Genomic DNA, 24167 nt, shown 5'->3' with positions numbered 1-24167 from the left:
GCGGAGCCACTCTGGCTCGAAGCCATGAGCCACTCGCCCGCCGCCGCCTTGGAGCACGTGATGGTGCACCGCGTCAGGCTTTTCTGGTTGACCTGCGCTGTGTGGATTTCCCATTGTCTCGGCGTTTGAGAATTCACCCGACCCGCGGAATCGAGAACGAGATGAAGACGCTCTTGCTGTGCGCAATCACGGTGGCGATGGCAGTGGGCTGTTCGAACGAGCCAGCGGAGCGGGTGGACGAGGCGGAAGGCTTCGCGCTCCTCCAGCACGATGCGAGCACGCTCGAGGCCACCTACCGTTCGGGCGGTGAGTCCGTCCGCGTGCTGGTGGCCGAGGTCGCCCCCAACATCGTGGAGGCGACGTACGACTTCGGTGATCCGGTGATCGGCTTTCGCATCGACTACAACCAGGGCGTGGGCCACTTCATGCCGAGCGGCAAACCGCTCGATGCGGCGCAGGCCCGGATGATCGATCCACTGCTCGAGGAGCTCTCGAAGGCCGTGCCGCAGGAGAACACGCAGCGCACGCGCATCGAGGACGTGGCGGTGCGCCAGACGAGCTTCCTGCAGATCGTCCCGGTGGGCGAGCTCCTCACGCCGTACCAGTACGTCTCGGAGCGCGGCTGGGTGCACATCTCCTGCTCCTGCGGCAACCAGTACATCGGGTCCGGCTACTATCGTCAGGTCGGCAGGGGCTGCGGCTGCAATGGCGGCTCGGGCAATGGCTGCAAGGGCCGCTGCGGTCAGGGCTGCGGCATCACCAGCACCCCCGGGTGCGTGGGCACGACGGCGTACACGCAGGACTGCGCCAAGCACGACTACGGCCTCGGGAGCTTCGCCGCGGCCTCGGATGACTACTCGTTCGCGGGCAACAACTGCAGCTGCAGCGGGGTCGGCACCTGCTACTAGGATCTCTTCGCAACGCCCTCGTCGCGCTCGCCCTCGCCGCGGGCGCGGCCCTCGGATGCAGCTCCTCCTCCGGTGTGTGTCCCCAGGGTGCGCGGCTGCATGGCCACGCGCCACCGGAGGGGACCCTGCAATGGTGCGCGAAGCCTGACGGCAAGAAGCACGGCCGCTGGGTGGAGTGGCACCCCGATGGCAAGGTCAAGACCGAAGGGGCCTACGTCGACGGCAAGATGGAAGGCCGCTGGGTGAGCTACTTCGAGACCGGCGTGAAGCAGCTCGAGGGCGAGTACCGCGGTGGCCTCAAGCAGGGCTTGTGGACCCTGTACTACGAAGAAGGGCAGAAGAACCGTGAGGAGGTCCACTCCGCCGGCGCGAGCGAGGTGCTGTGGACCGCGTGGCGCTCCGACGGGAAGAAGTGGGCCGAAGGGACCCTGCTCGAGCACCGTGCGCAGGGCCCTTACTCGGAATGGCACCAGAACGGAGCGTTGGCCGTGCAGGGCCACTACGCGAATGGCGAGAAGGCCGGTGATTGGAAGTACTGGGACAGCAATGGCACGCCATCGGCCGGTCCGCAGGGTGACTTCGCGAGGGACTGAGCTCCATCCCCTGCAGGGGCCAGCCCTCGTGCTGCTCCTCGTGGCGGCGGGGGCGTGCGGCGTCTCGCCAGAGCCCGTGCCCGCGGTGGCGCGGCAAGCCGTGATCGGCGGCGTGTTCGAGCCGGACTCTCCAGCCGTGGGGGCGATCCTCCCGGTGGCGCCGACCTGCGGCGAGCCGGCCGAAGTCTCGCCCGTCACCTGCACGGGCACGCTGGTCGCACCGCGGGTCGTCCTGACCGCGGCGCATTGCGTGGAGAACGCCGACGCCCCACAGGTGCTCTCGGTGGTGTTCGCGCCTGAGCCGGCGCGGGCGCTCCCCTCCGAGCGCGTGCGCGCTGTCGAGGGCCGGCTGCACCCTGCGTGGCGAGCGGGAGAGAATGACCTCGGTGTGCTGATCCTCGCCGAGGACGCGCCCGCCGCGCCGGTGCTGCTGGACGGGTCGGAGCTGCCGACAGACTTCGTGGGGCAGACGACGCGGGTGGTGGGCTTCGGCATCGACGACCAGGGCAGGACTGGCAGCAGGCGCAGTGGCACGGTTCGGGTGACGGCCGTCGAGGCGGGGACCTTCTCCATTGAGGCCGCGCCCGGGATGAGCTGCGGCGGCGACAGCGGCGGTCCGTCGTTCCTTGAAGTCGATGGCGCCGAGCGCATCGTCGGCATCACCTCGTTCGGCGATCTCGCCTGCACGAGGGGCACCAACACCCGCGTCGACGTGCACGCGGCCTTCCTTCAGGCGATCCTCGATGAGGTCGCTCAGGCTCCGCCCACGCGGCCGCCGCTCGACCTGACGGTGGATGCGTGCTCGGCTCTGTGCCAGGGGCACGCGGACTGCCCACTCGGGATGGCTTGCGTCACTCGGCCCGAGGGGGGGAAGAGCTGCGCGGTGGCGGGTCTCGAGGCCGGTCGCTTCGGCGCGGTCTGCACTGGGCCTGACGGAGATCAGCTGTGCGTGAAGGCGGGCGAGGCGTGCCGGTTGTGGATGCCCTGCGCCGAGGAGGACGGAGGCGGTTGTGCGGCCGCGAGGGGGCGCGGTGGCGCGGCGTGGACGTTCACCGCGCTGCTCGTTCTGGTGGCATGCCTGTGTCGCGGTCGCTCACGCGGACCCCGCTGACCACAGAGGGCAGAGCCCTCCTGGGCAGTTGGCTGGTCAGGCCCCCCGCCGCTCGAACGGCTCCATCTGGGCCGCCAGCGCCCTCTGGAACGCCGGCCGCGCTTCGCAGCGCTCTTTGTAGGCCTTCAGCTTGGGCTCAGCGTCGAGCAGGTCGGTGTGGCGGAGGATGCGGAGCACCGTCGTCATCATGAGATCGCCGACGGTGAAGCGGCTCTCCAGGTACTCCCGGTCGCCGAGCCAGGCGGCGAGCTCCGCCAGCCGATGCCTGACCGCCTTCTCCTGGTCCGGCCGACGGAGCTTCGCCCACTCCTGGCCGGCGGAGAAGAGGTCGATCTCGACGAGCTGCTGGATGTGGATCTCGACCGAGTTGAGCGCCGCGAACAGCCACGTGATCGCTCGCGCCCTGCTGGCCTCGTCGGCAGGGAGGAGCGCCTCGCTCCGGGACGCGATGTGGAGCACGATGGCTCCCGACTCGAAGAGGACGAGGCCGTTCTCCTCGAACACCGGCACCTGCCCGAAGGGCTGGCGAGCGCGGTAGTCGGCAGATGCCTGCACCTCGGCATCGATCAGCCTCGCCTGGTAAGCCAGGCCGGCCTCCTCGAGCGCCCACCGCACCCTGAGGTCACGCACCAGGCCCTGTGCGAATGGCGGCACCCACTTGAAAGCGCTAACGGTAATCATGTCTCGGAGTCTCCTCACTCGTTGGTGAGCGGCTTCGGGGGGCGGCTCTTGTCGCATCGCAAAATATGTTCAAGAACATAGATTGAGGCCCACCAGGAGGGGTCGCAACGGAGGGCTGTCATGCCGTACACCGCTGAACACAAGTCGTGCTGGTTCGAGGTTAGACTTCGCCCATGAACTCCAGCCCGTCCAGCCGGCCGTCCGTCGTCGTGGCGGAGCTGGGGCCTACAAATACGGGGAAGACTCACCGCGCCATCGAGCGCATGCTCGAGCACGACACAGGCATGATCGGCTTACCGCTTCGCTTGCTCGCTCGCGAGGTCTACGACCGGGTGACCGCCCGAGTGGGCGAGGGGCGGGTGGCACTGATGACGGGGGAAGAGAAGCGCCTGCCGCCACGCCCCGATTATTGGATCTGTACGGTCGAGGCGATGCCGACCGATCGACCGGTCGACTTCCTCGCTGTGGATGAGATCCAGCTCGCCGCCCATCGCGAGCGCGGGCACGTCTTCACCGATCGATTGCTCCATGCGCGGGGGCTCCGGGAGACCTGGTTCCTCGGCGCGGACACGATGCGGCCGATGGTCCAAGCGCTCGTCCCCCATGCTTCGGTGAAGCGCGCCACCCGCCTGTCTCAGCTTCGCTACTCCGGGCGTCGCTCCCTGAAGAGCCTTCCGCCGCGCTCGGCCGTGGTCGCGTTCTCCGCGGACCGCGTGTACGAGCTCGCCGAAGCGCTGCGCCGCCTCCGTGGCGGAGTTGCAGTGGTGCTGGGAGCGCTCTCCCCGAGGACGCGGAATGCCCAGGTCGCGATGTACCAGGCCGGGGAGGTTCAGTACCTCGTGGCCACCGATGCCATTGGCATGGGACTCAACCTCGACCTCAACCACGTTGCCTTCGCGGCGCTCTCCAAGTTCGACGGCGCTGAGCAGAGAGACCTCTTCCCGGACGAGCTGGCCCAGATCGCAGGCCGCGCAGGGCGCCACCTGAATGACGGGAGCTTCGGAACCCTGAACACGCTGCCCGAGCTGCCTCCGCGGGTGGCCTCGGCCATCGAGTCACACCGGTTCCCGTCGGTACGAAGTCTCATCTGGCGCAATGCAGCGCTCGATTTCTCGAGCCCGGAGTCCCTGCTGGACTCGTTGTCGCGGGCTCCGCACCACAGCTCCTTTGTCCGGGTGGCGCGCGCGGACGACTTCGATGCGCTCAGGGAGCTGTCCCACGTTCCAGCCATTCGAGAGCTCGCCACCGACCGAGCCAGGGTCGAGCTGCTGTGGCAGGTCTGCCAGATTCCGGATTTCCGCAAAGGCCTCTTCGGTCAGCACGTCGCGCTGTTGCGTGAGACATTCCTTCAGCTCTCAGAGGGTGACGGGAAGCTGGAACAGGCCTGGCTGGCCAGACAGGTGTCGCCGCTCGATGATGTCTCCGGTGACATCCACACACTGATGGACCGGCTGGCCGCCATCCGCATCTGGACGTACATCAGTCATCGTTCGAGCTGGCTGCATGACGCCGAGCAGTGGCAGGAGCGCACCCGCCGCCTCGAGGACGCGTTGGGCGACGCCCTTCATGAGCGGCTCGTGGAGCGGTTCGTCCAGCGGGCCGAACGGAGGAGTGCACGCCGATTCGTGAGAGCCGCCGCACACCCGCTGCCCGGGTCGGACAGCCCCTTTGCCAGGTTGGGGCTCCTGCTGGGGGAGGTGCCGGGCGCTGACGGCGCCGCGGTGACAGAGGAGCAGTTCGTCCAGCGGGTGGTCGACGCGACGCATGAAGCCTTCCAGGTGGACGCGTCAGGAAGCATCTCGTTCGAAGGGCAGCCGCTGGCCCGTCTGGTTCGCGGGAAGGACCGGCGCTCACCGCAGCTTGCGCTGGCAGAGCCGGAGGTTTGGACCGGAGGCGCGCGGCGGCGGCTCGAGCGCCGCCTGGTGGCGCTGGCGAGGGATCTCGTCACCGAAGCCATGGGGGGCTTCCCTGCCGAGGCCCTCACCGGAGCGGGTCGCTCCGCGGCGACGCGTGGCCTCGCCTACCGCCTGGCCGAGGGGCTGGGAGTTATTTCCCAAGGTGAGGCTCGCGAGCAGTGGCGGCTCCTGGATGATGAGGCCCGAGAGCACCTGAGGACGCTGGGCGTCCGCGAGGGACAGCGCTTCCTCTACGTCGCCGAGGCGCTCGCACCGCCTGCGCTGGAACGGCGCTGCATGCTGACGGCGCTGCTCCATCAGAGTCCGCCACCCAAGGGCGTTCCGCGAGAACCGGCTCTCGATGTCGCGGAGTTTGGCGGCCGGGCTGCACGAGCCTTCGGATATGAGGTGCTCGGTACCGTGGCGTTGCGGATCGATGTCGTCGAGCGGCTCAGCGAGGCGCTGCGCCACCCGCACGGTGCTCAGCAGGTGCACACGCTCATACAAGAGCTGCGTCTGGAGAGCAGTGTTCGCACGCAGGTCCTGCGCGAGCTCGGAGGACGGTCCGGGGGCGCTCCGTCGAAAAGGCGGCGGCGACGGCGGGGCCGGGGAGGGGGGCGTACAGGGGCACTGATAACGGGAGTAGTCAGGCCACGGGCCCGCTCCTAGGTACGTCAGTTATCAGTGATAACGGTTGTTGTCAGACTCCCGCATCCCCAGGAGAATTGTAACCTCACGGAATAACTGGAAATCCGTGAAAGTAGGCCAGCCTCTCGAGGGTGGCGCGCTCCGTGCACAAGGCCCGGGAGCCGTTCCCCTGAATGAGAGGCCCCAAATGATGAAGGCAGTATCGCGTGCATTCGCGCTCGTCGCGCTCACCGTCTCGACCGCCGCGTCCGCGCAGGACTACCAGGACACGACGCCCTATGTCGTCGACAGCGCGAAGTACCCGTACACCATCTACCCGTCCAACACGCAGCTGAACAACAAGATCCCCTGGGAGACGCAGATCCTCCCGTTCAGCGAGACCGGCAGCTACACGGCGCCCGAGCAGGACGCAGTCGTCACCGACGAGGCGCGGCTGCTCAACGCGCCTGTGCTCCTGGACATCAACGATGGCATGAGGAACGTGAACTACCTCCAGGCCACCATTCCGGAGGCCAACACGCCGAACGTGCCGCCGCCCACCGAGACGCAGCCGACGCAGACCGCGGCCGGGCTCATCGGGAAGATGGCCACCACGCCTGTCAGCGTCTACTACCAGCGCACGGAGAAGTTCGGAAACACCATGTTCGGCGCGGGCTACAACGTCAACACGTCCGTCACCGCGACGCCGGCGAACGGCGCCTTGGCGAAGAAGGAAGAGGCGCTCGCCGAGGGCAGGATCTATGGCACGGCCTTCAACTATGAGAGGGAGCTGGTGCGCGGCCGCGCGTACGTCTGTGGGCAGCAGGGCGGCTGCAACAGCGGCACTGCCGCGCTGTACGCCATGGGCTCGCAGATCTGGAGCGCGAACCTCGCTGGGTCCTTCGCGCCGGCGCCCATCAACTGGAGCCGCACGTTCTTCTCCGTCTCCAAGACGTTCATGGTCGGCCCTGTGCCGCTCACCGTGAGGGCGCTGCTGACGGGCGGGGTGAGGATGGGCGTGTCGGGCCAGGTGAACCCGGCGCTGGCCGCGATCACCGCGTACGCGGGCGGCTGGGCCAATGTGGTGGCCTCCGCCGCGGTGAACGTCGCCGTCGCCAGCATTGGTGTGGTCGGCTCCCTGAGCCTGATCAACGCCACCGTGCAGGCAGCGGCCAGCCTTGGCTGGACCCTCTGCTCGCCCAGCTGGTCGCTCAAGGCGGACCTCAGCCTGAGCGCGCTCTCGGGTTCGCTGCAGGCCTTCGCGAAGGTCAACTTCCTCTTCTTCAAGAAGACCTGGAACGTCACCATCGCCAGCTGGTCCGGCATCTCCAGGTACGTCAACCTGGTCAACCGCAGCGGCGTCATGTCGAGCCTGGGCTGCTAGCCCGGCTGAGACCGCCACGCGGCGGCCGTGCCCGAGAGGCACTGGCCGTCACCCGGGCGGGACGAACTGGGTGCTGCCTCCGCGGTCGAGTGATCGGCTGAGGAGGCGGCGCCTGCCCTCAAACCAGAACTGAAGCGGCAAGGGCCGCTGTCTCGGAGTACTCCAATGCAGAAGTCGGGTAACGCAAGAGGCAAGCCATTCGCTGTCATCGTCTGGGTGGCGCTTCCCCTGCTCGCCGTCAGTCTCCTGGGGCTGTGGGCGGTTGCGTCCCCGTCTCCCACGGAGGCTCCCTCCCAGGCACCGCAGTCCCCCCAGGCTGCCACCCCTTCGGTCGGAGGCCCGTCGGCGCCGGCCCAGGCCGTGTCCTCCAAGCCTTCCCCGGGTGCGCGCACGTGGATCCCTGGGGCGCTCTACCGGTACTCCCTGAGCGCTGATCAGAAAATCACCTTCCGCCCGGTACAGCCTGGCGCGGAGGCGCTGCCCTCGATGAGATTCAGCCTCCGGGGCGAGTGGAACGTGGGTGTCGTCTCTGCCGATGCCGGGCGCGTCGATGCCCGGGTGAACCTGAAGCTCTCCTCGCTGAAGGTGGACATTGGCGGCGGCGGCCCCCTGGCCCCTGACGTCGAGCGCAACCTGGCCGCGGCCCTTCAGCTTCCCTTCTTCCTCACCTACGACACGACAGGCCAGGCGGCGTTCACGCACTTCGAGCAGGGGACGGATCTGCTCGTGCGAAGCATCCTCCGGGGAGTCGTCGCGAGCTCGCAGTTCGTGGTGGCCGGAGTGCCGGGCGCCACCTGGAGCGCCGAGGAGTTCGACACCACGGGACGCTACCATGCCGTGTATCAGCGCCTGGGCGCCGACCGCTTCGAGAAGCGCAAGGAGTCCTACTCCCACGTGGCGTCCCCGCAGGGGCTCGAGCCGCTGAATGGACAGATCCACATCGCCGTGAGCGCCCGGAGCACCTTCGAGCTGGAGCGCGATCTCTGGCCACGCTCGCTCGAGGGACAGGAGCGGGTGGAGGTGGAGGCGGGCCAGACCATGCCCCCCACCACGTATGAGTCGTCCCTGAGCCTGAGCCTGCTGGAGCGCCGCCCGGATCCGACGCTGATCGGCACCTTCGAGGCGCGCCGGGCCTCGCTGAGCTCCGCCTCCATGGCCAGCTTCCAGGGCGTGGAGCAGGACCCGATGGACCAGTACCGCCAGGTGCTGCAAGGCAAGGACTTCGACACCCTGGTCAAGGAGCTGCGCTCGCTTCCGGAAGATCCCCAGGCCAAGGACGACGCGCGTACCCAGGCCCTGGAGCAGCTGCGCGCGCTCTTCATGCTTCACCCCGCCGAGGCCCTCAAGGTCCCCGGCATCATTCGCGCGGGGATGGATCCGCTCGCGGCCAGCCCCATGCTCGGCGCGCTCTCCGCGGCCAGCACCCGCGAGGCCCTCCAGTCCCTGGCGGAGATCAGCGGCGATTCGTCCATTCCCACCGACATCCGCATGGACTCGGTGGCCGCGCTGGGGGTGGCGAAGGACCCCACCCACGAGGGCCTGGAGGCCCTGCGTCACGCGAGCAGCGACGCGGACGGGATGCTCCGGGACACGGCGAAGCTGGCGCTCGGCAATGCCGCCTTCCAGCTCACCGACACGGACGCGAAGGGTGCGCAGGCCCTGGTCCACGAGATCAACAGCGAGTACAGCTCCGCCTCCAGCGCGGAGCAGCAGGCGCTGGCGCTGCGGAGCCTGGGCAACACTCGCTCGCCGGACGCGCTGAGTACCCTCGAGGATGCGCTCCGATCAGGGGATCCCCAGCTTCGCCAGGCGGCCCTCGAGGCGCTGCGCATCATCCCGGATCCTCGCGCCGACCAGCTCTTGTCCGAGCACATGCTCAGGGATCCCGCCCCGGAGGTCCGGCGGGTCGCCGTCTTCGCCAGCAGCTTCCGGCCCCTGGCGCCCCTGCTCCCCGCGCTGGCGCAGGCGCTGCGCCTGGATCCCACCGACGGAGTCCGCGTCGAGGTGATCCATCTCCTGGGAGAGCAGCGAGCGGTGCTGCCAGAGGCGCTGCCCTTGCTGGCCTGGGCGAGCCAGAACGATCCGAACCCGGATCTCCGCAAGGCGGCCGCGGGCTTCGTCAACACGCCCGCGACGGGCGGCTCCCTTCCGCGCTCCTCTCCCTAGAGAAGAGCGGAGCACTCACCAATTTCCCTGCCGCATGGTGCGGCACGATCAAGCGAGGACGTCTGAATGTTCCATAGGATCTGGGGTGCCATCGCCTTGGCGGTGGGGGTGCTGTTGCCGGTGCAGGTGCAAGCGCAGCCCATCCTCACGACTCGATGCACTGTCGACAATCTGAGTACGAACACGGAGGCGGCGGCTCGAGTCGAGTGGGCTCGCAAGTGCGCGACGATCCAGAACATCGGGGATCCGGCCGCCTTCTTCAACACGGGCCTGAGCACCCCGAGCGGTGGGACGCTGAAGGATTATCTGGGGTCAGATCTGGAGCGGAACCCGGGGGGAGAGGGTGGGTTCACGGGCCCTGCCCAGGGCTTCAAGGTGAACACCTCCACCATGCTCGCCCTCTACCTGTCGGGCACCACCTACCAGACGACGGATGACAATGGTTACTTCAAGTGGTCGCGGGACTCGTTTCGGAGGAAGGGGCGTCAGCTCTACCCCACCTTCGGCACCTCGTCGGATATCTTCGCCGACGACAACATCCAGCTCTTCCCTCACAGGACGCTGGCGGACTGCACGCTCTATTTCGACAAGGAGAGCACCCAGCCAGCCTTCACTCCCGTCCATGTGAACGGCTACTGCGAGGCGGCCTGCTACACCCCCGAGCAGAAGATCCTCTTCTCCACCGGAGAGGTCTCCATCCTCGAAGCGATGAAGTCGTCGCGTGAAGATCTGATCACGCTGACCCCGGACTCCACGCTCGACAACCTGCAGCTGCACCAGAACAGCACTTTTAGCTACACGCGGGAGATCCGCGACGCGGAGCAGAAGCTCTGCATCATCACCACCCAGTCCGGGGGTCAGCTCAGCATCACCCTCGAGCATGCTGTCATCAACGGCGAGGGCCGCATCGTGCAGGCGCAGACCCTCAAGGTGGGCGACACACTCGTGAAGGCGGACGGCACCCTGGATCCCATCGTGGACATCCAGAGGACCACCTATTTCGGGAAGGTCTACAACATCGCGCCGGTGACGACGGATCCGGTGTCCAACATCCTCGTGGCTCAGGGCTATCTGGTGGGCTCCGTGCGCTTCCAGAACGACGAGGTGCGCTACATCAACCGCATCATCCTCTACCAGGCCGTGCCCACCGACGTCCTCCCCTAGCCAGGTCGAGACCCCATGAAGATCACCCGGTATCTGTCTGTCATTGCGGGGCTCGTGGCGCTGGCGTTCATCGTCGCGGCGCTGGACAGCCCAGAGGACTCCGCCCCCGTGACGGAGGCCCCGGTGAAGGTGGCGCTCACTCCGCCAGCACCGGCTCGTGACACGACGTCGGCGCGGCCCGCCTTGCCCCCTCCTCCCGCCCTGCTCGCGGCGCCCGAGGAAGTCCCAGGCGAGGAAGGGGAGCACGGCGAGTTCACCACCGCGACCGACTTGATGAAGGCGAAGATCTTCAAGACGGAGCCGGAGCTGGCGCGGTTCGACTACTTCCGCGAGCACGTCCTCCTCGATTCCAATGGACGGAAGGACTACGAGGCGCTGCTCGCCGACACGCAGGTGTATGAGCAGCTGCGCCGGACGCTGGGCTCCTCGACGGAGGCCGAGGAGTCGCTGGACTCCAGCATCAAGCGCCTGATGCGGATCGACTACCTGCGCGAGGCGCTGGCCTGGAGACAGAACCCCGCGCGCGAGCAGCTGGTGTCCACCGTCGAAGCCATCCTCCTGGAGCGCTCCTTCAGCCCGGAGCTGTCTCTGAATGCCAGGCGCTCGATGGCCGCGACCCGAATGGAGCTCTACGAGATCTTCGCGGATCACGAGCCCGAGCGAGCGAGCGCCCTGGTCGAGGCCGCGAAGGGGACATCGCTCGAGAAGCTGTTGCAGTACCTCGCCGCCCACAACCAGCGCCGGCTCGTGAAGGAGCAGGCGCTGAGCCTTCAGGCGCAGGCACGCCCATGATTGATAGAGGAGAACACATGCGAAGCATGAAGAGCTGGAGCAGGTTGATCACCGCGTGTCTCGTCCTGGCCTCGATGGGGGCGCTCGCCGCGCCGCCTCAGCTGCCGGCGCAGGGCAAGCTGATGAGGTCCCCGAGACCCGTGAGGGGCGAGTACCTCGTTGTCCTCAAGGAGAAGCCCGCGCGGGGTCTGCTGAGCATGGCGGTGCGGGCGGGCGCGCTGGCCAGGCCGTACGGCGCACGTGTCCTCACCACCCACGAGACCGCCTTCCGTGGCTTCCTCATCTCCGCCAGCGAGGCGCAGGCTCAGGCGCTGGCCGAGGATCCCCAGGTGGAGTACGTCCAGGAGAACGCCATCGTCCAGGTGGCGGGCTTGCAGACCCCGGCGCCCTGGAACCTGGATCGGATCGACCAGGAGCTGCTGCCGCTGAGCAACAGCTACCAGACCGACGACGCGACGAACGTCAACGTCTACGTCATCGACACGGGCATCCGGGAGTCACACTTGGAGTTCGAAGGGCGCGCCCAGGTCGTGTTCAACAACATCGCCCTGGAGTCCGGGGATGACTTCTCCGGGCATGGCACCGCCGTCGCGGGGATCATCGGGGGCAAGACGTTCGGCGTCGCCAAGAAGGCCCGCTTGAACTCGGTGAAGGCGTTCAGCGGGACTGGCGAGGCGACGATGGACGGGCTGGTGCAAGCGATGGAGTGGGTGGCGAACAACGCCGTCACGCCGGCCATCGTCAACCTGAGCTTCACCACCACGGGCGTGCTCCCACCGCTCGATGCGGCCGCGGATGTCATGGCGAACAACCCCGGGCTCGTCGTGGTGGTCGCGGCGGGCAATGCCGGCATCGACGCGTGCTTCTGCTCGCCGGCCCACCTCCAGCCGGATGCCAGCCACCCGTCCCGGGCGCGCATCCTCACGGTGGGCGCGATCGACGAGGCGCATACGCGCTGGTCGACCGGCTTCACGGGCTCCAACTCGGGAGCGTGTCTGGACCTCTGGGCTCCGGGTGCGAACATCGTCTCCGCGGGCATCGCCAGTGACACGGCCACGACGAACCGAGAAGGGACCTCGTTCGCCGCGCCTCACGTGAGCGGCGTGGCGGCCATCCTGATGTCCCAAGGCATCTCCCCCACCGACATCCCCGCTCGCCTGGTCGCCGATGCGAGCGTGGGGCAGGTGCAGCTGGAGCCCTTTGACACGGCCTCACCCAACCTGTTGCTGTACAAGCGCCCCCAGGCCACCCCCCTCGTCAACGGCGTGGCCACGAGTGTGTCCGACCTCACTGGTGGCCAGAAGAACTTCAAGCTGGAGGTCCCCGCCGGGCGGCCCTCCGTGGTCTTCTCCCTCTCCGGAGGCACGGGAGACGTGGACCTCTACGTCCGCCATGGCCAGCTGCCAGAGACGTTCGTCTACCAGTGTCGGCCCCTGCGCAAGGGCAACACCGAGAAGTGCACCATGCCCACCCCGGCCGCGGGCACCTGGTTCGTCCACCTCCGCGCCCACTCCACGTACACCGCCACGCTGAGGGGCCAGTACTGAGGCTGCGGTGGGGTGAGGCGGGCTCGCGCTCCGTGCCAGGACGGGCCGACTGATAACAGCTGTGTCCAGGGCCTGCCCTGGACCTGAGTACACCTGTGACCAGGGGCCGCGGCCTGAGCCCCGTCCGCGCCATGGCAAACCCCGTAAATCACTGGAATCGCCGTACTCCATGCTTACTCGCCACAACTGGCGTGGCGCGTGCAGAGGGCGAGACCATGATCAAGCGAGACCTGAAGAGTTCAGACGTGTTGTCGGTATTGGCCTCTGTGCTGCTGGCGGCGTGTGGCGCTCCTTCCGAAGAGGGAGTGGCCGGCCCGGAGCAGACGCTGGCGACTCAGGAGTCGGCGCTGTGCTCGGGGGTGAGCATCGGTGAGCTCGAGCTGGAGGGGGTGAGCTCCTTCGAGGGCGAGCTGGCCGGAGCAGGAACCTGGGCGGCGATCAACGGGGCCAATGGCGCGCGCCTCGAGTACTACGTCGACGGCGCGCAGCATGTGGCCGAGGAGCGCATCGGCGAGACGGGAGAGTGGTTCTTCAGCGAGACCGGGGTGGGCTGCGGGGTGCATGGCTTCGAGGTGAAGGCCTACCCGATGATTGTCGACAGCAATGGCAACCGCACCATCTGCACCAACCTGCCCAGGACGTTGTTCCGCAACGTCGTCCAGTTCTGTCCCAGCCTGGCACTTGGCTACTACCACTCGCTGCAGGTGAAGCCGGACGGCACCCTGTGGGGGTGGGGCTACAGCCTCTCGGGCCAGCTCGGCAACGGCGAGAGGACCCAGCGCCATGTGCCGACGAGGGTGAGGGGGTTGAGCCAGGTCGTCTCCGCGTCGGCCGGGGACGCGCACTCGGTGGCGGTGACGGAGGATGGGAGCGTGTGGACCTGGGGCGACAATGCGTACGGCCAGCTCGGAGACGGCACCACCACCCTGCGTGCGGTGCCCATGCAGGTGCCGGGCCTGAGCGACGTCGTCGCCGTGGCGGCTTCCTACTCGCGGACGGTGGCGCTGAAGGCGGATGGGACCGTGTGGGCCTGGGGGTACAATGGCACCGGCCAGCTCGGGGATGGGACCACCACCAACCGTCTGACGCCCGTGCAGGTGTCCGGTCTCAGCGGCGTCTTCAACGTCGCCGCGGGCTTCACCCACACGTTGGCGGTGAAGAAGGACGGAAGCGCCTGGGGCTGGGGAAGCAACTCCTACGGGCAGCTGGGGGACGGGACCACCCTCAACCGATTGACGCCCGTGCAGGTGGCGGGCATCAGCGGCGTCCGCGCCCTCTCCGGAGGCTTCTTCCACACGCTCGGCATGAAGAGCGATGGCACCGCGTGGAGCTGGGGCTACAACGGCAGCGGCGAGCTGGGAAATGGGACCACCACCCACAGCTCCTTCCCGGTGCAGGTGTCGGGCCTCACCCAAGCTGTCGAGATCGCCGCCGGCGGTTACTTCTCCCTGGCCAAGCGGCAGGACGGCACCTTGCGCGCCTGGGGCTACAACGGCAACGGGCAGCTGGGAATCGGGACCACCACCAACAGCCTCGTACCGGTGCAGGTCCCAGGGATCACCGGAGTCCAGATGTTCGGCGCGGGTGCCTCTCACACGGTGATCCAGAAGCCCCGGGTGTCCGCGCTGAACCCTCGCACCGTGTTTGCCTGGGGCTCCAACTCGTACGGCGCGCTGGGAGATGGGACCAACGTCCAGCGCCTCTCACCTGTGGCCGTCATGATCAGCGGGATCGCCACGACGACTGGCGGCTCTAGCCACTCGGCGGCCGTGGGGATGGGCGGGGCGCTGTGGACCTGGGGCTCCAACGGCCAGAGCCAGCTGGGCAACGGGACAACCACCAACAGCTCCACGCCTTTGCTGCTGACGGGCCTGAGCGGCGTCCTCGACGCGGCCGCGGGCGGCAACCACACGGTGGTGCTGCATGCGGACGGCACGGTGTCCTCCTGGGGCTACAACTCCTACGGCCAGCTGGGCAACGGGACGCTCATCACCGGCCCTACACCGCAAGCCGTGCCGGGGCTGGAGGGCGTCACCTCGGTCGCCACGGGCACCCACCACACGGTGGCACTGAAGGCGGACGGCACCGTGTGGACCTGGGGCTACAACGGCTACGGCCAGCTCGGAGACGGGACGACCACCTCACGCTCCTCGCCGGTGCAGGTCCCTGGGCTCGGCACTGTGGTCTCCATCTCCGCGGGCTCCTACCACACGGTGGCGCTGAAGGCGGACGGCACCGTGTGGTCCTGGGGCTACGGCTACTATGGCCAGCTGGGCGACGGGACGAACACCAACAGCCGTCCCTCTCCGGTGCAGGTCTCCGGACTCATCAATGTCATCGCTGTCTCCGCGGGCAGCTACCACACGGTGGCTCTGACGACGAGCAGCACGGTGTGGGCCTGGGGCTACAACTACTACGGCCAGCTCGGAGACGGGACGACCACCCTCCGCCTGGCGCCGGTGCAGGTCTCCGGACTCAGCAATGTCAGCTCGATCGCCGCGGGCACTTACTTCACGGTGGCCTTGAAGAGGGATGGAACCGTGTGGGGCTGGGGCTACAACGGCTACGGCCAGCTCGGAGATGGGACGACGTCCAACCGCACCGTGCCGACGCAGGGCCTCTGGAGCTCCATCGTGGACCTCTCCGTGGGCAGCGGCCACGTGATGGCGCTGGGCAAGGACGCCATCGTCCGGTCCGCCGGCTACAACAGTTATGGCCAGCTCGGGGAGGGGACGACCACCCACCGGTCGACCCCCGCGCAAGTCACCGGCCTGCCGGGCAACGGTGACATCATCGTCCTCCCGCCCGGCGGCGGCGGCATCGGCGGCGGCGTTATCGGAGGCTGATGCTCCGAGCGTGGGGAGCCTCGCTCGCCGCTGTGGCCGCGCGAGCGAGGTGGATGCGTCCAGTGGGCGTGAGTCTTTCCTGCTGGAGTGGAGGCTGTTCTCTTGAGTCGACCTGGGATGGTAACTTGCCCTTTCCCCAGTGGTTCCGGACCCGGAGGACACGCGCCTGCCCTCGATGTTCAGCACGACACCCGATCCGGAAGCCTATCTCCCCACGCTCCGAAGAAAGCTCGTCTTCCTGTCGGGGGCCGACGCGGGCCGCAGCGTCTCGCTCCAGGTCAAGAGCTACCGGCTGGGGACGGATCCGGCGTGTGACATCGTCCTGAAGGACCGGAAAGTCTCCCGGCAGCACCTGGCCCTGGAGGTCCGCGAGGATCGGGTGCTGGCTCGGGACCTGGGGTCTCGCAACGGCTCGTTCTGCGAGCGGATGCGCTTCACCGAGCTGGAGGTGCGTCTGGGCGCGATCGTCCGGATCGGCGCCACCGAGCTGAAGATCGTCCCAGCGGAGTCGCGTGAGCACGTCATCCCGCTCTCCTCGGACACCCGGTTCGGAGGGCTGGTGGGGGGCAGCCGGAAGATGCGCGAGGTCTTCACCCTGCTGGAGCGGCTGGCCGCGGGGGATGCGGACGTCCTCATCCAAGGCGAGACGGGGACAGGCAAGGAGCTGTGCGCGGAGGGCATCCACGCGGCGAGCGCTCGCAGCAAGGGGCCGTTCAGCATCGTGGATCTGGCGGGCATTGCTCCTTCGCTGGTGGAGTCCGAGCTGTTCGGCCATGTGAGGGGGGCCTTCACCGGAGCCCAGGCGGATCGCGCCGGGGCCTTCGAGCGGGCGGATGGAGGCACCGTCTTCCTGGACGAGGTAGGCGATCTCCCACTGGAGCTTCAGCCCCGCCTGCTGCGAGTGCTCGAGCGGCGCCAGGTGAAGCGGGTGGGGGCCAACGACTACCAGACCGTGAACGTGCGGGTGGTGGCGGCCACGCATCGGGACCTGGAGGCCGCCGTCAAGGAGGGCCGGTTCCGGGAGGACTTGTTCCACCGGCTCGCGGTGCTGCGAGTGACGCTGCCGGCCCTGCGCGAGCGGCCCGAGGACATCCCGCTGCTGGTGGACACGATGCTGGAGCGGATGAGCCGGCCGCCCAGCGCGCTGTCCGAGCAGACGCGGGCGTTGCTGGTGCAGTACCCGTGGCCCGGCAACGTGCGCGAGCTGCGCAACGTCGTCCAGCGCGTGGTGAACCTGGGCGAGCAGGCGTTGCCGGAGATGTCGCCCACGGACACGCCCCTCGCGGTCACCGCTGGGCCCGAGCTGGAGCTGCCCTTCAAGGAAGCCAAGGAGCGGCTCATCGAGGGCTTCGAGCGCGACTACCTGAAGAACCTCCTGGAGCGCTGCGAGGGCAACATCTCACGGGCTGGGCGCGAGGCGGGCATCGCCCGGATCTATGTGCGCAAGCTGCTCAGGAAGTACGGGCTGCACGGACACGAGGGCTCGGAGTAGGCGAGGGTGATAACGGCTGTTGTCAGCCCGGCCTGTGCCCCTCCGCCTCGACGAGCGCCTTGAGCTTCGCGAGTGACAACTGCCAGCCGAGCTCGTTGTCGGCAGGCGACAGGCCGGGCGGTAGTCCGTCGTGCACGGCGAGGAGCTCGGTTCCGCCGTCTGCATCGGCGAGCGTGATAGTGATCGTCATCTCGCCCTGCAGCGCGGGATCTGACGTCTCGAACTCGACCACTTCGACCACCTGCTCGTTCAGAACGAGCTTCACGAAGCGGCCGTGGTGCGTGTCGGTGTGTGCAGTCGTCTTGCCGGTCCCGGTCGGCGCGTCGTACGTGAGCGAGATCCGGAACGAGCCACCTTCGCGGGCGTCGAACGCATGCACATGGCTGGTCATGCCGGTGGGTACCATCCACGTCGCGACTGCGCGCGCATCGAGAAGCGCGCGATAGACGAGGGCGCGGGGCGCGTTCACGCGGAGACTGATTCGGGTCGAGCTCACGCCTGAACATTAGCACTGCAGCAAGACGAGCAGGGCTGCAGGAAGCGTTCGTCCACGAGATGATCAATGTCCTCGCGTGCCCGCGACGGGCCGGCCCAGTGCCCACTGGTTGGCAGTGGGCGAAGGGGGGCAAGCGTCCAGTGCTCCGGAGAGAACGGGGCCGTCACGGCCAAGCCTTTCTCGGCGTGCAGCGTGGAGGAGATGCGCAGGGCCATCCAGCGCAAGCGCAAGCCGTCCTCCAGCAAGCCCCTGCCGGCGGAGGACCTGGCGCTGGCCGAGCAGTACCAGGCGGCGGTGACGAGTCGCTTCCCCAAGGGGGTGCTCGTCAAGGTGCAGGTGCGCAACCAGAAGGGCAAGGCGGTGCTCGACTTCAAGGGCATTCCGGTGAACGACGTGGGCATGTTGGTCGAGGTGCTGAAGGCCCAGCTGGCTCTCATGAGCCAGGCCCGGAGGGAGCAGAAGGCTCCGGTCGAGGCATAGCTCCATGGGGATGAAGGGCCGCACGGCTCGCCTGAAACACTGGGCGGGCCATGCGGTCCCGCTGCACAGGGAGGGCTGGCCGTTCATGAGGCGCCTGTCCCTCTGGAGCGCCGCGGTTCAGATCCACGCCAGTCAGGTGATGAAACGAGATCCTGACCATCGTCGCGGAGAATATGAAGGAGTACAGAATCCCGATGAACTTCACTCCCTGGAGAGGGCGATGAACGTGGTTCGTTCTTGGCAGGGGAGCTGGAAGGTTCGTCTGGGGCCGCGTCGATAAGACGCTCGGCTTCCTCAGAGGTGTGGAAGTCGAAGGCTGGCTGCGAAAGAACCGTTGGCGAACCGAGCGCCAAAGCCAAAGGGCTCACCGACCGGAGACATCTTCTCGCCCATATCATCCGATCCCAGGGAGCGCCCGGAGTGCAAGCCAATCCCGGTGCGGCACGCGGGCGAGGATGTCCCCCACAACGAGTGCGCCGATAAGTTTCCGCCCAACCGTTATCCCGGCATGGACGTATTCGTGGGCGGTGAGCGCTTCGATGCGCTGCAAGTCGGCGTGCGTGTGCTGTGGGAGATCAAGACCCACCGATTTGACACGTACAGTGCCTTTATCCAGGATCGGGAAATTGAGAAGGAATACGAGCAAATAAGAAAGGAGCGAGCCGCTGCGGCGGCATGTGGATATGGCTTCGTCGTTGGGGTGAGCACTCAAGCGCACAAAGACGCGCTGATCGCACGGGATCCCTCCCTCGATGTCGTCGTCACGGGGTGCTCACGATGACCAAGCGAAGAATCCTCACCTTCCTCATCTACGCGCCTGCGCTCGTGGGCAAAGACGGCCGCACGCTCGCTGTCGTCCATGGGATGGAACAGGCGCTCCCTGGCTTGCGCCTGGAGTGGGAAGTAGGCAAAGGAGGGCGCCCCATCGCATTGCCGCGGCGGGATGCGTGGCTCGCAGGAAAGACTGAGGACGGGGGCTTCCCTCTTGTGTGCAACGGGGACGAGAGTCACCCCGTGACGGTGACGGGGGGGAAAGACCTGGACTCCTCAGCCCAGGCGGTCAGCCCCAGTTTGAAGTGCACGCGAAACTGCCGCTGGACGAGCCAGTGATCGCGGCAGCGGCGGCTGTGCTGGAGGGCGTGGCTGAGGGGGCCCGCGCGTTCTGGGGGCATGCGTCGCAGCATAGTTACGGCTCGGAAGTCTCGCAGCAGTTTCGCCGCTCTGCTCATGGACCGGAGCGCTCACCCCGTGGGCTTCCCATGCTCAACCTTCCAGAGAAGCTCTCCGCGCCTGAGACTCCCTGGTTCCTCGGGTGGCTGAACTACTGGTCGGCCGCTACCGCGAAGACCATCGGGTTCCCGGATCCTGCTCGCGACGCCGAGCTGCTGACGCGGGCGCGGCGCACGGCATCGGGCGGGTGGATCGTGCAGCTCACGGATGCGCCGCTCGATTACGACAACCCCGCCCACCTGGAAGTGCTGAAGCGGGCCTACGAGCGCTTCCCGGTGATCGGCGGGCGCTTGGCGCCCTGACCTCGGCTCGGGGCGCGCTGCGCAGGCGCTGGTAGGGTGCGAATCCAGGAGGTCACTCACCCTTGCTCGTACCCGTTAGAATGGCCCTGGCGGTGCTGCCTGGGGCGCCTCGCTCGCCTCCTCCGCTCCCTCTTGGTGGAGCTGCAGTACAAGGTCTTCCTCGCGCGCTTCGAGCCCGGAGCCGCGGTCTGAGCGCCTGTTTCACCGGCGGCACGGTCCGGATGATCGAGATGATCAACGCCCCTCGGGGGCCTTGCCTCGTGCCGCACGAGTAGCTGCCGATCGGGTGCGAGGCGGGTTCCACGACCTGCCTCCTCGTTGGCCTGCGAAGCTACCTCTCGTACACGAGCCCCCGTTCCATGAGCCTGGGCCGGAAGACGAGCTCCTCACCGTCCGCGGCGGGCCTGCTAAGGGTTTTGCTTCCGCCTTGTTGCAGGTTCGATTCCCGCCGCCTCCATCCCGAGAAGCTCTGCAAGCCTGAAGGGTTGCTGGGCTCAGCGTTCGGCGATGTCGGCGCTCTGCAGGTACGGGGACGCTTCGACAATCACTTCCGCCGTCCAGCCCCTGTTGGCTCCGCGGCCCTTTTCGTCGCAATCGCCGTCAGTGTGGATGCCCAGCAGGTGGCCTTGACGGTTGAGCACGCCAGCGCCGGAGCTCCCGACCAGGGTGTCCAGGTCCGTGTAGTAGACAAGCTGATTACATGAGTCCAGGAACCTGCCCTCGGCGATGACCTTGGGATAGCCCCGGGGATGCTGGATGATCGCCAGCAGCTCGCTGGCCTGGGCCGTCAGCAAGATCGGCCTGACCGCGGGAAGCACGTCGAGCTCGATGAGCGCATAGTCGGGCTCAAGCGCTTGCTCGATGACAGAGCCCTCGGTCACCAACGGGTCGCCGTCGGGCTCGTCCTCGAAGTTGAAGACCAGCAGCACCCGGTCCCCGAGCCCGACACAGTGGCCCGCAGTTACCACCACCGGTCCCGCGCTCGCTTCAATCAGCGTTCCGGTGCAGCGTCCGTCGATCAGGACGACTGCGTCTTCCCGGTCCTGGACGTCAGCGAACTCGCCCTGGTAGCTGTTGATGGGGGTGAAATCGAGGGTCGGGCCGCACTGCCAGAGGCTGCTCACCTCTGGCATCTTCGGATTCTCGCAGACCGGGGGATCCCCGGGCACCGCACTTCCACAGGCCGCAACGCCCAGGATGACGGTGCCCGCGAGGATCGGCCCCCACAGAGTCATGGACGGACCAGGGGGCCGTAGCGCCATCTCTCAGTAGAGGTAGTTCAGCGCGGTGCGGTCAGAGCTGGTCCACTCGCCGGTCTCGGTCGAGCTGAAGCAGGAGTTCATGACCGACCCGCCCTTCGTGGCCGTGCTGGGCGTCCCGGGGATGAGGATGGCACCGACGCCAGCGGTTCCTTCGTTGCCGCCGGAGCCGCAGCTGATGGCCCGGTTGTAGTAGTCCGAGTGGCGGAAACCGACCGCGTGGCCAAGCTCGTGGGTGATGACGTGCTCGTTCACGTCAACGCTGTAGGTATTCAGCCCGGTGCCGATATTGATGGTTCCGTAGGGCCTGCCGCCCGAGGGGAATCCAGCAGAGCCGCCGGTGCCGGACATGGTCTGCGCGGTGATGTTCGCGGTGCAGCCGGTGGTCGGTCCCCGCGCCATGGTAATGCGGAGCCCCAGGCCATTGTAGTTGGCGATTGCCGCATCAAGCCCCTGGCTGAGGCGGGTGTAGCTGTTGAACGTGGAGGTGGGATTGACGCAGATCTTCGTCACGCTGGTGCCGACGAGATTGGTCGTCCTGTACTGCTCGAGGCTCTCCTTGCCGGGCTGGAGCATCTCCTGGGACGCCTCGAGGGTCACGTGCGCGTCGAGCCCCACGTATACGGCATCATCAGCGACCATGATGTCGTGGGCCGGGAACCCGGCCTCGATCAGGTTGGAGATGATCTCCTCGTTCTCGGTCTGCAGGTCGGTACCGCAGCCGGACAGCAACGCGCCACAGCTCGCCACGAGGACTGCCGCTCTCTTGAACATTTTTGTTCTCTCTCTTGTACGGGGGTTGGACGCTGCCGCCTGGGGGTTCCAGCTGCGACCGCGCCCCTTCACATGAGCAACCCTCGGGCCAACACCCGGGCACACCGGAAAACAGGGACTTAGTTGGCAATACCCGACTAACCCTGGAGTACGGATGTGCCAGCCGTCCTGGGACTTCTTGTGGACTTCTTGTAAAGAGTCCTGACGTTTCCGGGTCATCACTCATTGGGGATCAAAGGGTTGCGTGCATGACACCCGGACCGTCCGAGTCTCGGACGATGTGCTCACCAATCGGACAGTGGGCTCAGGATGGGCGTGAATCCACCCCCGGTGTATCAAGCCTCATATGCCCATGCGCCACTTCCCCCTCCCCCTCGCCGCGCTGCTGGGCGCGGCCCTGTCCTTCCTCCCGGGCTGCGTGAGCACGAGGTCCAAGGCCCAGGAGCCCGCTCCCATGCAGGCCGCTGACGCCTGGAAGGGCGCCCGCGTGGGCGACCGGGTCACCTACTCCTTCTCCGCGACCCAGGGAGCTGAGCCCCGCGGGGGCGGCACCGCGCGCACCCTCGGCGGTCAGCTGACGCTGGAGGTGGTGGCCGTGCAGCAGCCCTGGGTCTGGGTGCGCCTGGCCTTCACGGACGAGGCCGGAAAGCCCCTGGCCCAGACGCGGCTGGCGCAGGACCTCCTCCTCCCCGTGCGCGCGGACACGACGCGCCCGCTCGACGTGCCCCACGAGGGCGAGGCCACCGCCGAGAGTCCCTCCAGCGCGGGCCGCACCTGGGAGGCCATGCGCTACGTCAGCGACCAGCGCCCCGTGGACGGCCCCCTGCGCACGCGCGTGTACGCCAACGAGCCGGGTCCGCTCTACCTCACCCACGGCCTGCTCGAGGCGAGCACCGAGACGGCCGGCTTCCACCTCCCGGGTGGCTTCAAGCTGACGCTGCGCGAGTTCCGCGAGGGCTCGGCCGGTGCCAACGCCCCCGTGCCCGCGCTGGAGCGGCCCCTGGGCCCGGGTGCGTACTACGACCGGCGCGTGGACGTGGGCCCCTCGCCTGGCGTGCAGCGCGTGTGCTTCGCCGCCGAGCGCGGCTACCTCCTGCGCACCGAGGGCCCCATCGACACCCACGCCGCCCCCTGCACCGACTTCTCCCAGGTCGAGCCGGAGCCTCTCGAGGAGATGCTGATGAGCCTGCCCTGGGATGCGCTGTCCTCGGGGGACTGGCCTCCCGACGCCGCGTCCGGCACCCGTGGCACCTTCACCGCGGAGGACCGCAACGTGCCCGTCCTCACCATGCAGCGCAAAGAGAACGTAGAGGGCACCTGGCGCGTCTTCTCGGAGGCCTACGCGGCCGAGCCGTGGGCCCCGGCGCTCGCGGGCCTGCCCTATGAGGCGCGCTTCCAGCCGCTCTCCAGCGGCACCGAGCGCGTGGTCGCCGGTGGCAAGCGCGAGCCCGAGGGCGGCACGCGGCTCGTGCGGTGGGGCTCGTGGCTCGGGGGCCAGAAGTGACGCCAGCCCTCTCCGTCGTCAGCCTCGAGGACACCGTGAAGTGGAGCGGGCCCGTGCATGGCGCTGGCAGAGCAGATCTGTCAGGCTCCCATGGACCGTGGGAAGTCCGCGAAAAATGGAGAGATGCGCCCCAGGAGCGCTGAGGCCCCTGGGCTCCACCCTCGGCTGGCTGGCCCTCTCCAGCATGCTGCTGTCCGGCGCGGCGCACGGCTCCGCTCCGACACCCGAGGGGACCCTTCAGGTGAGGAAACGACCCACCTCCTTCGTGGGTGTGGTGATGGCCAGCCAGGTGCTGGACATCGTCCCCCAGGTGGAGGGGCGCCTAGAGGCTGTGAAGGTCCGCCTGGGAGAGCGGGTGGCGGCAGGGCAGCTTCTTGCCGTGCTGGAGCTCCAGCCCTTCCAGCTCGAGCTGGCGGCGCGCGAGGCGAGCGTCCAGGTGGCCCAGGCGGAGGAGGCCCGCGCCAGCGTCCTGCTGGAGCAGTCCCGCCTGCGCCTGGCCCGCGAGCAGCGCCTGCGCGACTACTCCGCCGCCGAGGCGCTCGAGTCGGCCGAGCATCAGGTCGCTCTGTCCGCGGCCGATCTGCAACAGGCGCGTGGCCGCGTCGCCGAGGCCAAGGCCCGCCACGCCCAGGCGGCTCGGAGCCTGGAGCTGGCACGGCTGCGCGCGCTGTTCCCCGGAATCGTCACCGAGCAGTACATCCAGCCCGGAATGATGGTGGGCCTGACGACGCCCGTGCTGCGGCTCGTCAGCGAGGAGCTGCGCCTGCGCTTCGCCGTGCCGGAGTCCGCATCCTCCGCCCTCCGCCTGGGCAGCCAGGTCCGGGTGCGGCTGGACTCGCGGGGGCTGACGCTCACGGCCGTGGTGGACCACATCGCCCCGGAGATCGACCCGCTCTCCCGCCACCAGAAGGTAGAG

The 24167-nt window shown here is 67.9% G+C and carries 19 protein-coding genes and 1 pseudogene; 16 read left to right on the top strand and 4 right to left on the bottom strand.

What is annotated here, in order from left to right:
- The first annotated feature begins 161 nt into the window (after window positions 1–161).
- From VD972_RS27525 to VD972_RS27515, 3 genes are all read left to right on the top strand, one after another.
- Complete coding sequence (locus VD972_RS27525; protein WP_324991722.1) at window positions 162–908, top strand: hypothetical protein; 747 nt, start codon at window positions 162–164, stop codon at window positions 906–908.
- A 74-nt stretch (window positions 909–982) separates the two neighbouring features.
- Entirely contained in the window at window positions 983–1501 is a 519-nt protein-coding gene (locus tag VD972_RS27520; protein WP_324991721.1) for a toxin-antitoxin system YwqK family antitoxin, read from the top strand.
- 28 nt (window positions 1502–1529) lie between these two features.
- Window positions 1530–2612 carry a S1 family peptidase gene (locus VD972_RS27515; protein WP_324991720.1) on the top strand — a complete coding sequence of 361 codons (1083 nt, stop codon included), beginning with the start codon at window positions 1530–1532 and terminating at the stop codon, window positions 2610–2612.
- A 36-nt stretch (window positions 2613–2648) separates the two neighbouring features.
- Here the strand turns inward: VD972_RS27515 and VD972_RS27510 are convergent, their stop codons facing one another.
- Window positions 2649–3293, bottom strand: a complete 645-nt coding sequence (locus VD972_RS27510) for a glutathione S-transferase family protein (RefSeq protein WP_324991719.1) — start codon at window positions 3291–3293, stop codon at window positions 2649–2651.
- A gap of 173 nt (window positions 3294–3466) precedes the next feature.
- Here VD972_RS27510 and VD972_RS27505 point away from each other — a divergent pair, with 173 nt between their 5' ends.
- From VD972_RS27505 to VD972_RS27470, 8 genes are all read left to right on the top strand, one after another.
- A complete protein-coding gene (locus VD972_RS27505; RefSeq protein ID WP_324991718.1) occupies window positions 3467–5857 on the top strand; it encodes a helicase-related protein in 2391 nt (796 codons plus the stop codon).
- Window positions 5858–6023: 166 nt separating this feature from the next.
- Window positions 6024–7199 (top strand): hypothetical protein, encoded by a 1176-nt coding sequence (locus VD972_RS27500; protein ID WP_324991717.1) that lies wholly within the window; start codon window positions 6024–6026, stop codon window positions 7197–7199.
- 165 nt (window positions 7200–7364) lie between these two features.
- On the top strand, window positions 7365–9365 hold the full coding sequence (locus VD972_RS27495) for a HEAT repeat domain-containing protein (RefSeq protein ID WP_324991716.1): 2001 nt from the start codon (window positions 7365–7367) through the stop codon (window positions 9363–9365).
- A 66-nt stretch (window positions 9366–9431) separates the two neighbouring features.
- Window positions 9432–10529, top strand: a complete 1098-nt coding sequence (locus tag VD972_RS27490; protein ID WP_324991715.1) for a Hint domain-containing protein — start codon at window positions 9432–9434, stop codon at window positions 10527–10529.
- A gap of 15 nt (window positions 10530–10544) precedes the next feature.
- Window positions 10545–11321: a hypothetical protein gene (locus VD972_RS27485; RefSeq protein WP_324991714.1), complete on the top strand. Its 777-nt coding sequence runs from the start codon at window positions 10545–10547 to the stop codon at window positions 11319–11321.
- Window positions 11322–11338: 17 nt separating this feature from the next.
- The gene (locus VD972_RS27480; protein WP_324991713.1) at window positions 11339–12868 is read left to right on the top strand and encodes a S8 family serine peptidase; all 1530 of its coding nucleotides are present in this window, start codon (window positions 11339–11341) and stop codon (window positions 12866–12868) included.
- Window positions 12869–13083: 215 nt separating this feature from the next.
- On the top strand, window positions 13084–15714 hold the full coding sequence (locus tag VD972_RS27475; protein WP_324991712.1) for an RCC1 repeat-containing protein: 2631 nt from the start codon (window positions 13084–13086) through the stop codon (window positions 15712–15714).
- 175 nt (window positions 15715–15889) lie between these two features.
- Complete coding sequence (locus VD972_RS27470) at window positions 15890–17206, top strand: sigma 54-interacting transcriptional regulator (RefSeq protein ID WP_324991711.1); 1317 nt, start codon at window positions 15890–15892, stop codon at window positions 17204–17206.
- A gap of 22 nt (window positions 17207–17228) precedes the next feature.
- Here the strand turns inward: VD972_RS27470 and VD972_RS27465 are convergent, their stop codons facing one another.
- Complete coding sequence (locus VD972_RS27465; RefSeq protein ID WP_324991710.1) at window positions 17229–17675, bottom strand: SRPBCC domain-containing protein; 447 nt, start codon at window positions 17673–17675, stop codon at window positions 17229–17231.
- Window positions 17676–17903: 228 nt separating this feature from the next.
- Between VD972_RS27465 and VD972_RS27460 the strand changes: the two genes are divergently transcribed.
- From VD972_RS27460 to VD972_RS27450, 3 genes and pseudogenes are all read left to right on the top strand, one after another.
- The gene (locus VD972_RS27460) at window positions 17904–18182 is read left to right on the top strand and encodes a hypothetical protein (RefSeq protein ID WP_324991709.1); all 279 of its coding nucleotides are present in this window, start codon (window positions 17904–17906) and stop codon (window positions 18180–18182) included.
- Window positions 18183–18618: 436 nt separating this feature from the next.
- Window positions 18619–18963 carry a DUF6310 domain-containing protein gene (locus VD972_RS27455; protein ID WP_324991708.1) on the top strand — a complete coding sequence of 115 codons (345 nt, stop codon included), beginning with the start codon at window positions 18619–18621 and terminating at the stop codon, window positions 18961–18963.
- Window positions 18858–19714: pseudogene (locus VD972_RS27450) on the top strand (DUF5953 family protein). Before VD972_RS27455 ends, VD972_RS27450 begins: the two are co-directional and overlap by 106 nt.
- 494 nt (window positions 19715–20208) lie before the next feature.
- On the opposite strand, the gene VD972_RS27445 reads toward VD972_RS27450, so the two are convergent.
- Window positions 20209–20847 carry a serine protease gene (locus tag VD972_RS27445; RefSeq protein ID WP_324991731.1) on the bottom strand — a complete coding sequence of 213 codons (639 nt, stop codon included), beginning with the start codon at window positions 20845–20847 and terminating at the stop codon, window positions 20209–20211.
- A 132-nt stretch (window positions 20848–20979) separates the two neighbouring features.
- Window positions 20980–21747 (bottom strand): zinc-dependent metalloprotease, encoded by a 768-nt coding sequence (locus VD972_RS27440; RefSeq protein WP_324991707.1) that lies wholly within the window; start codon window positions 21745–21747, stop codon window positions 20980–20982.
- 352 nt (window positions 21748–22099) lie between these two features.
- On the opposite strand from VD972_RS27440, the gene VD972_RS27435 reads away from it, so the two are divergent.
- Both VD972_RS27435 and VD972_RS27430 read left to right on the top strand, forming a co-directional pair.
- Complete coding sequence (locus tag VD972_RS27435) at window positions 22100–23251, top strand: DUF6068 family protein (protein ID WP_324991706.1); 1152 nt, start codon at window positions 22100–22102, stop codon at window positions 23249–23251.
- A 115-nt stretch (window positions 23252–23366) separates the two neighbouring features.
- Window positions 23367–24167 (top strand): efflux RND transporter periplasmic adaptor subunit (locus tag VD972_RS27430; RefSeq protein ID WP_324991705.1); only part of this gene is annotated, 801 nt, incomplete at its 3' end.

The sequence above is a fragment of the Hyalangium sp. genome (assembly GCF_035629615.1).
GTDB lineage: Bacteria > Myxococcota > Myxococcia > Myxococcales > Myxococcaceae > Hyalangium.
This window is presented reverse-complemented; position numbering and strand designations above follow the sequence as displayed.

Bases quoted from the DNA above. Each gene is read 5' to 3' on its own strand.
- VD972_RS27525 (WP_324991722.1), top strand. From the start codon at position 162: ATGAAGACGCTCTTGCTGTGCGCAATCACGGTGGCGATGGCAGTGGGC.
- VD972_RS27510 (WP_324991719.1), bottom strand. From the start codon at position 3,293: ATGATTACCGTTAGCGCTTTCAAGTGGGTGCCGCCATTCGCACAGGGC.
- VD972_RS27505 (WP_324991718.1), top strand. From the start codon at position 3,467: ATGAACTCCAGCCCGTCCAGCCGGCCGTCCGTCGTCGTGGCGGAGCTG.
- VD972_RS27500 (WP_324991717.1), top strand. From the start codon at position 6,024: ATGATGAAGGCAGTATCGCGTGCATTCGCGCTCGTCGCGCTCACCGTC.
- VD972_RS27495 (WP_324991716.1), top strand. From the start codon at position 7,365: ATGCAGAAGTCGGGTAACGCAAGAGGCAAGCCATTCGCTGTCATCGTC.
- VD972_RS27490 (WP_324991715.1), top strand. From the start codon at position 9,432: ATGTTCCATAGGATCTGGGGTGCCATCGCCTTGGCGGTGGGGGTGCTG.
- VD972_RS27485 (WP_324991714.1), top strand. From the start codon at position 10,545: ATGAAGATCACCCGGTATCTGTCTGTCATTGCGGGGCTCGTGGCGCTG.
- VD972_RS27480 (WP_324991713.1), top strand. From the start codon at position 11,339: ATGCGAAGCATGAAGAGCTGGAGCAGGTTGATCACCGCGTGTCTCGTC.
- VD972_RS27475 (WP_324991712.1), top strand. From the start codon at position 13,084: ATGATCAAGCGAGACCTGAAGAGTTCAGACGTGTTGTCGGTATTGGCC.
- VD972_RS27470 (WP_324991711.1), top strand. From the start codon at position 15,890: ATGTTCAGCACGACACCCGATCCGGAAGCCTATCTCCCCACGCTCCGA.
- VD972_RS27460 (WP_324991709.1), top strand. From the start codon at position 17,904: ATGCGCAGGGCCATCCAGCGCAAGCGCAAGCCGTCCTCCAGCAAGCCC.
- VD972_RS27445 (WP_324991731.1), bottom strand. From the start codon at position 20,847: ATGCCAGAGGTGAGCAGCCTCTGGCAGTGCGGCCCGACCCTCGATTTC.
- VD972_RS27440 (WP_324991707.1), bottom strand. From the start codon at position 21,747: ATGTTCAAGAGAGCGGCAGTCCTCGTGGCGAGCTGTGGCGCGTTGCTG.
- VD972_RS27435 (WP_324991706.1), top strand. From the start codon at position 22,100: ATGCGCCACTTCCCCCTCCCCCTCGCCGCGCTGCTGGGCGCGGCCCTG.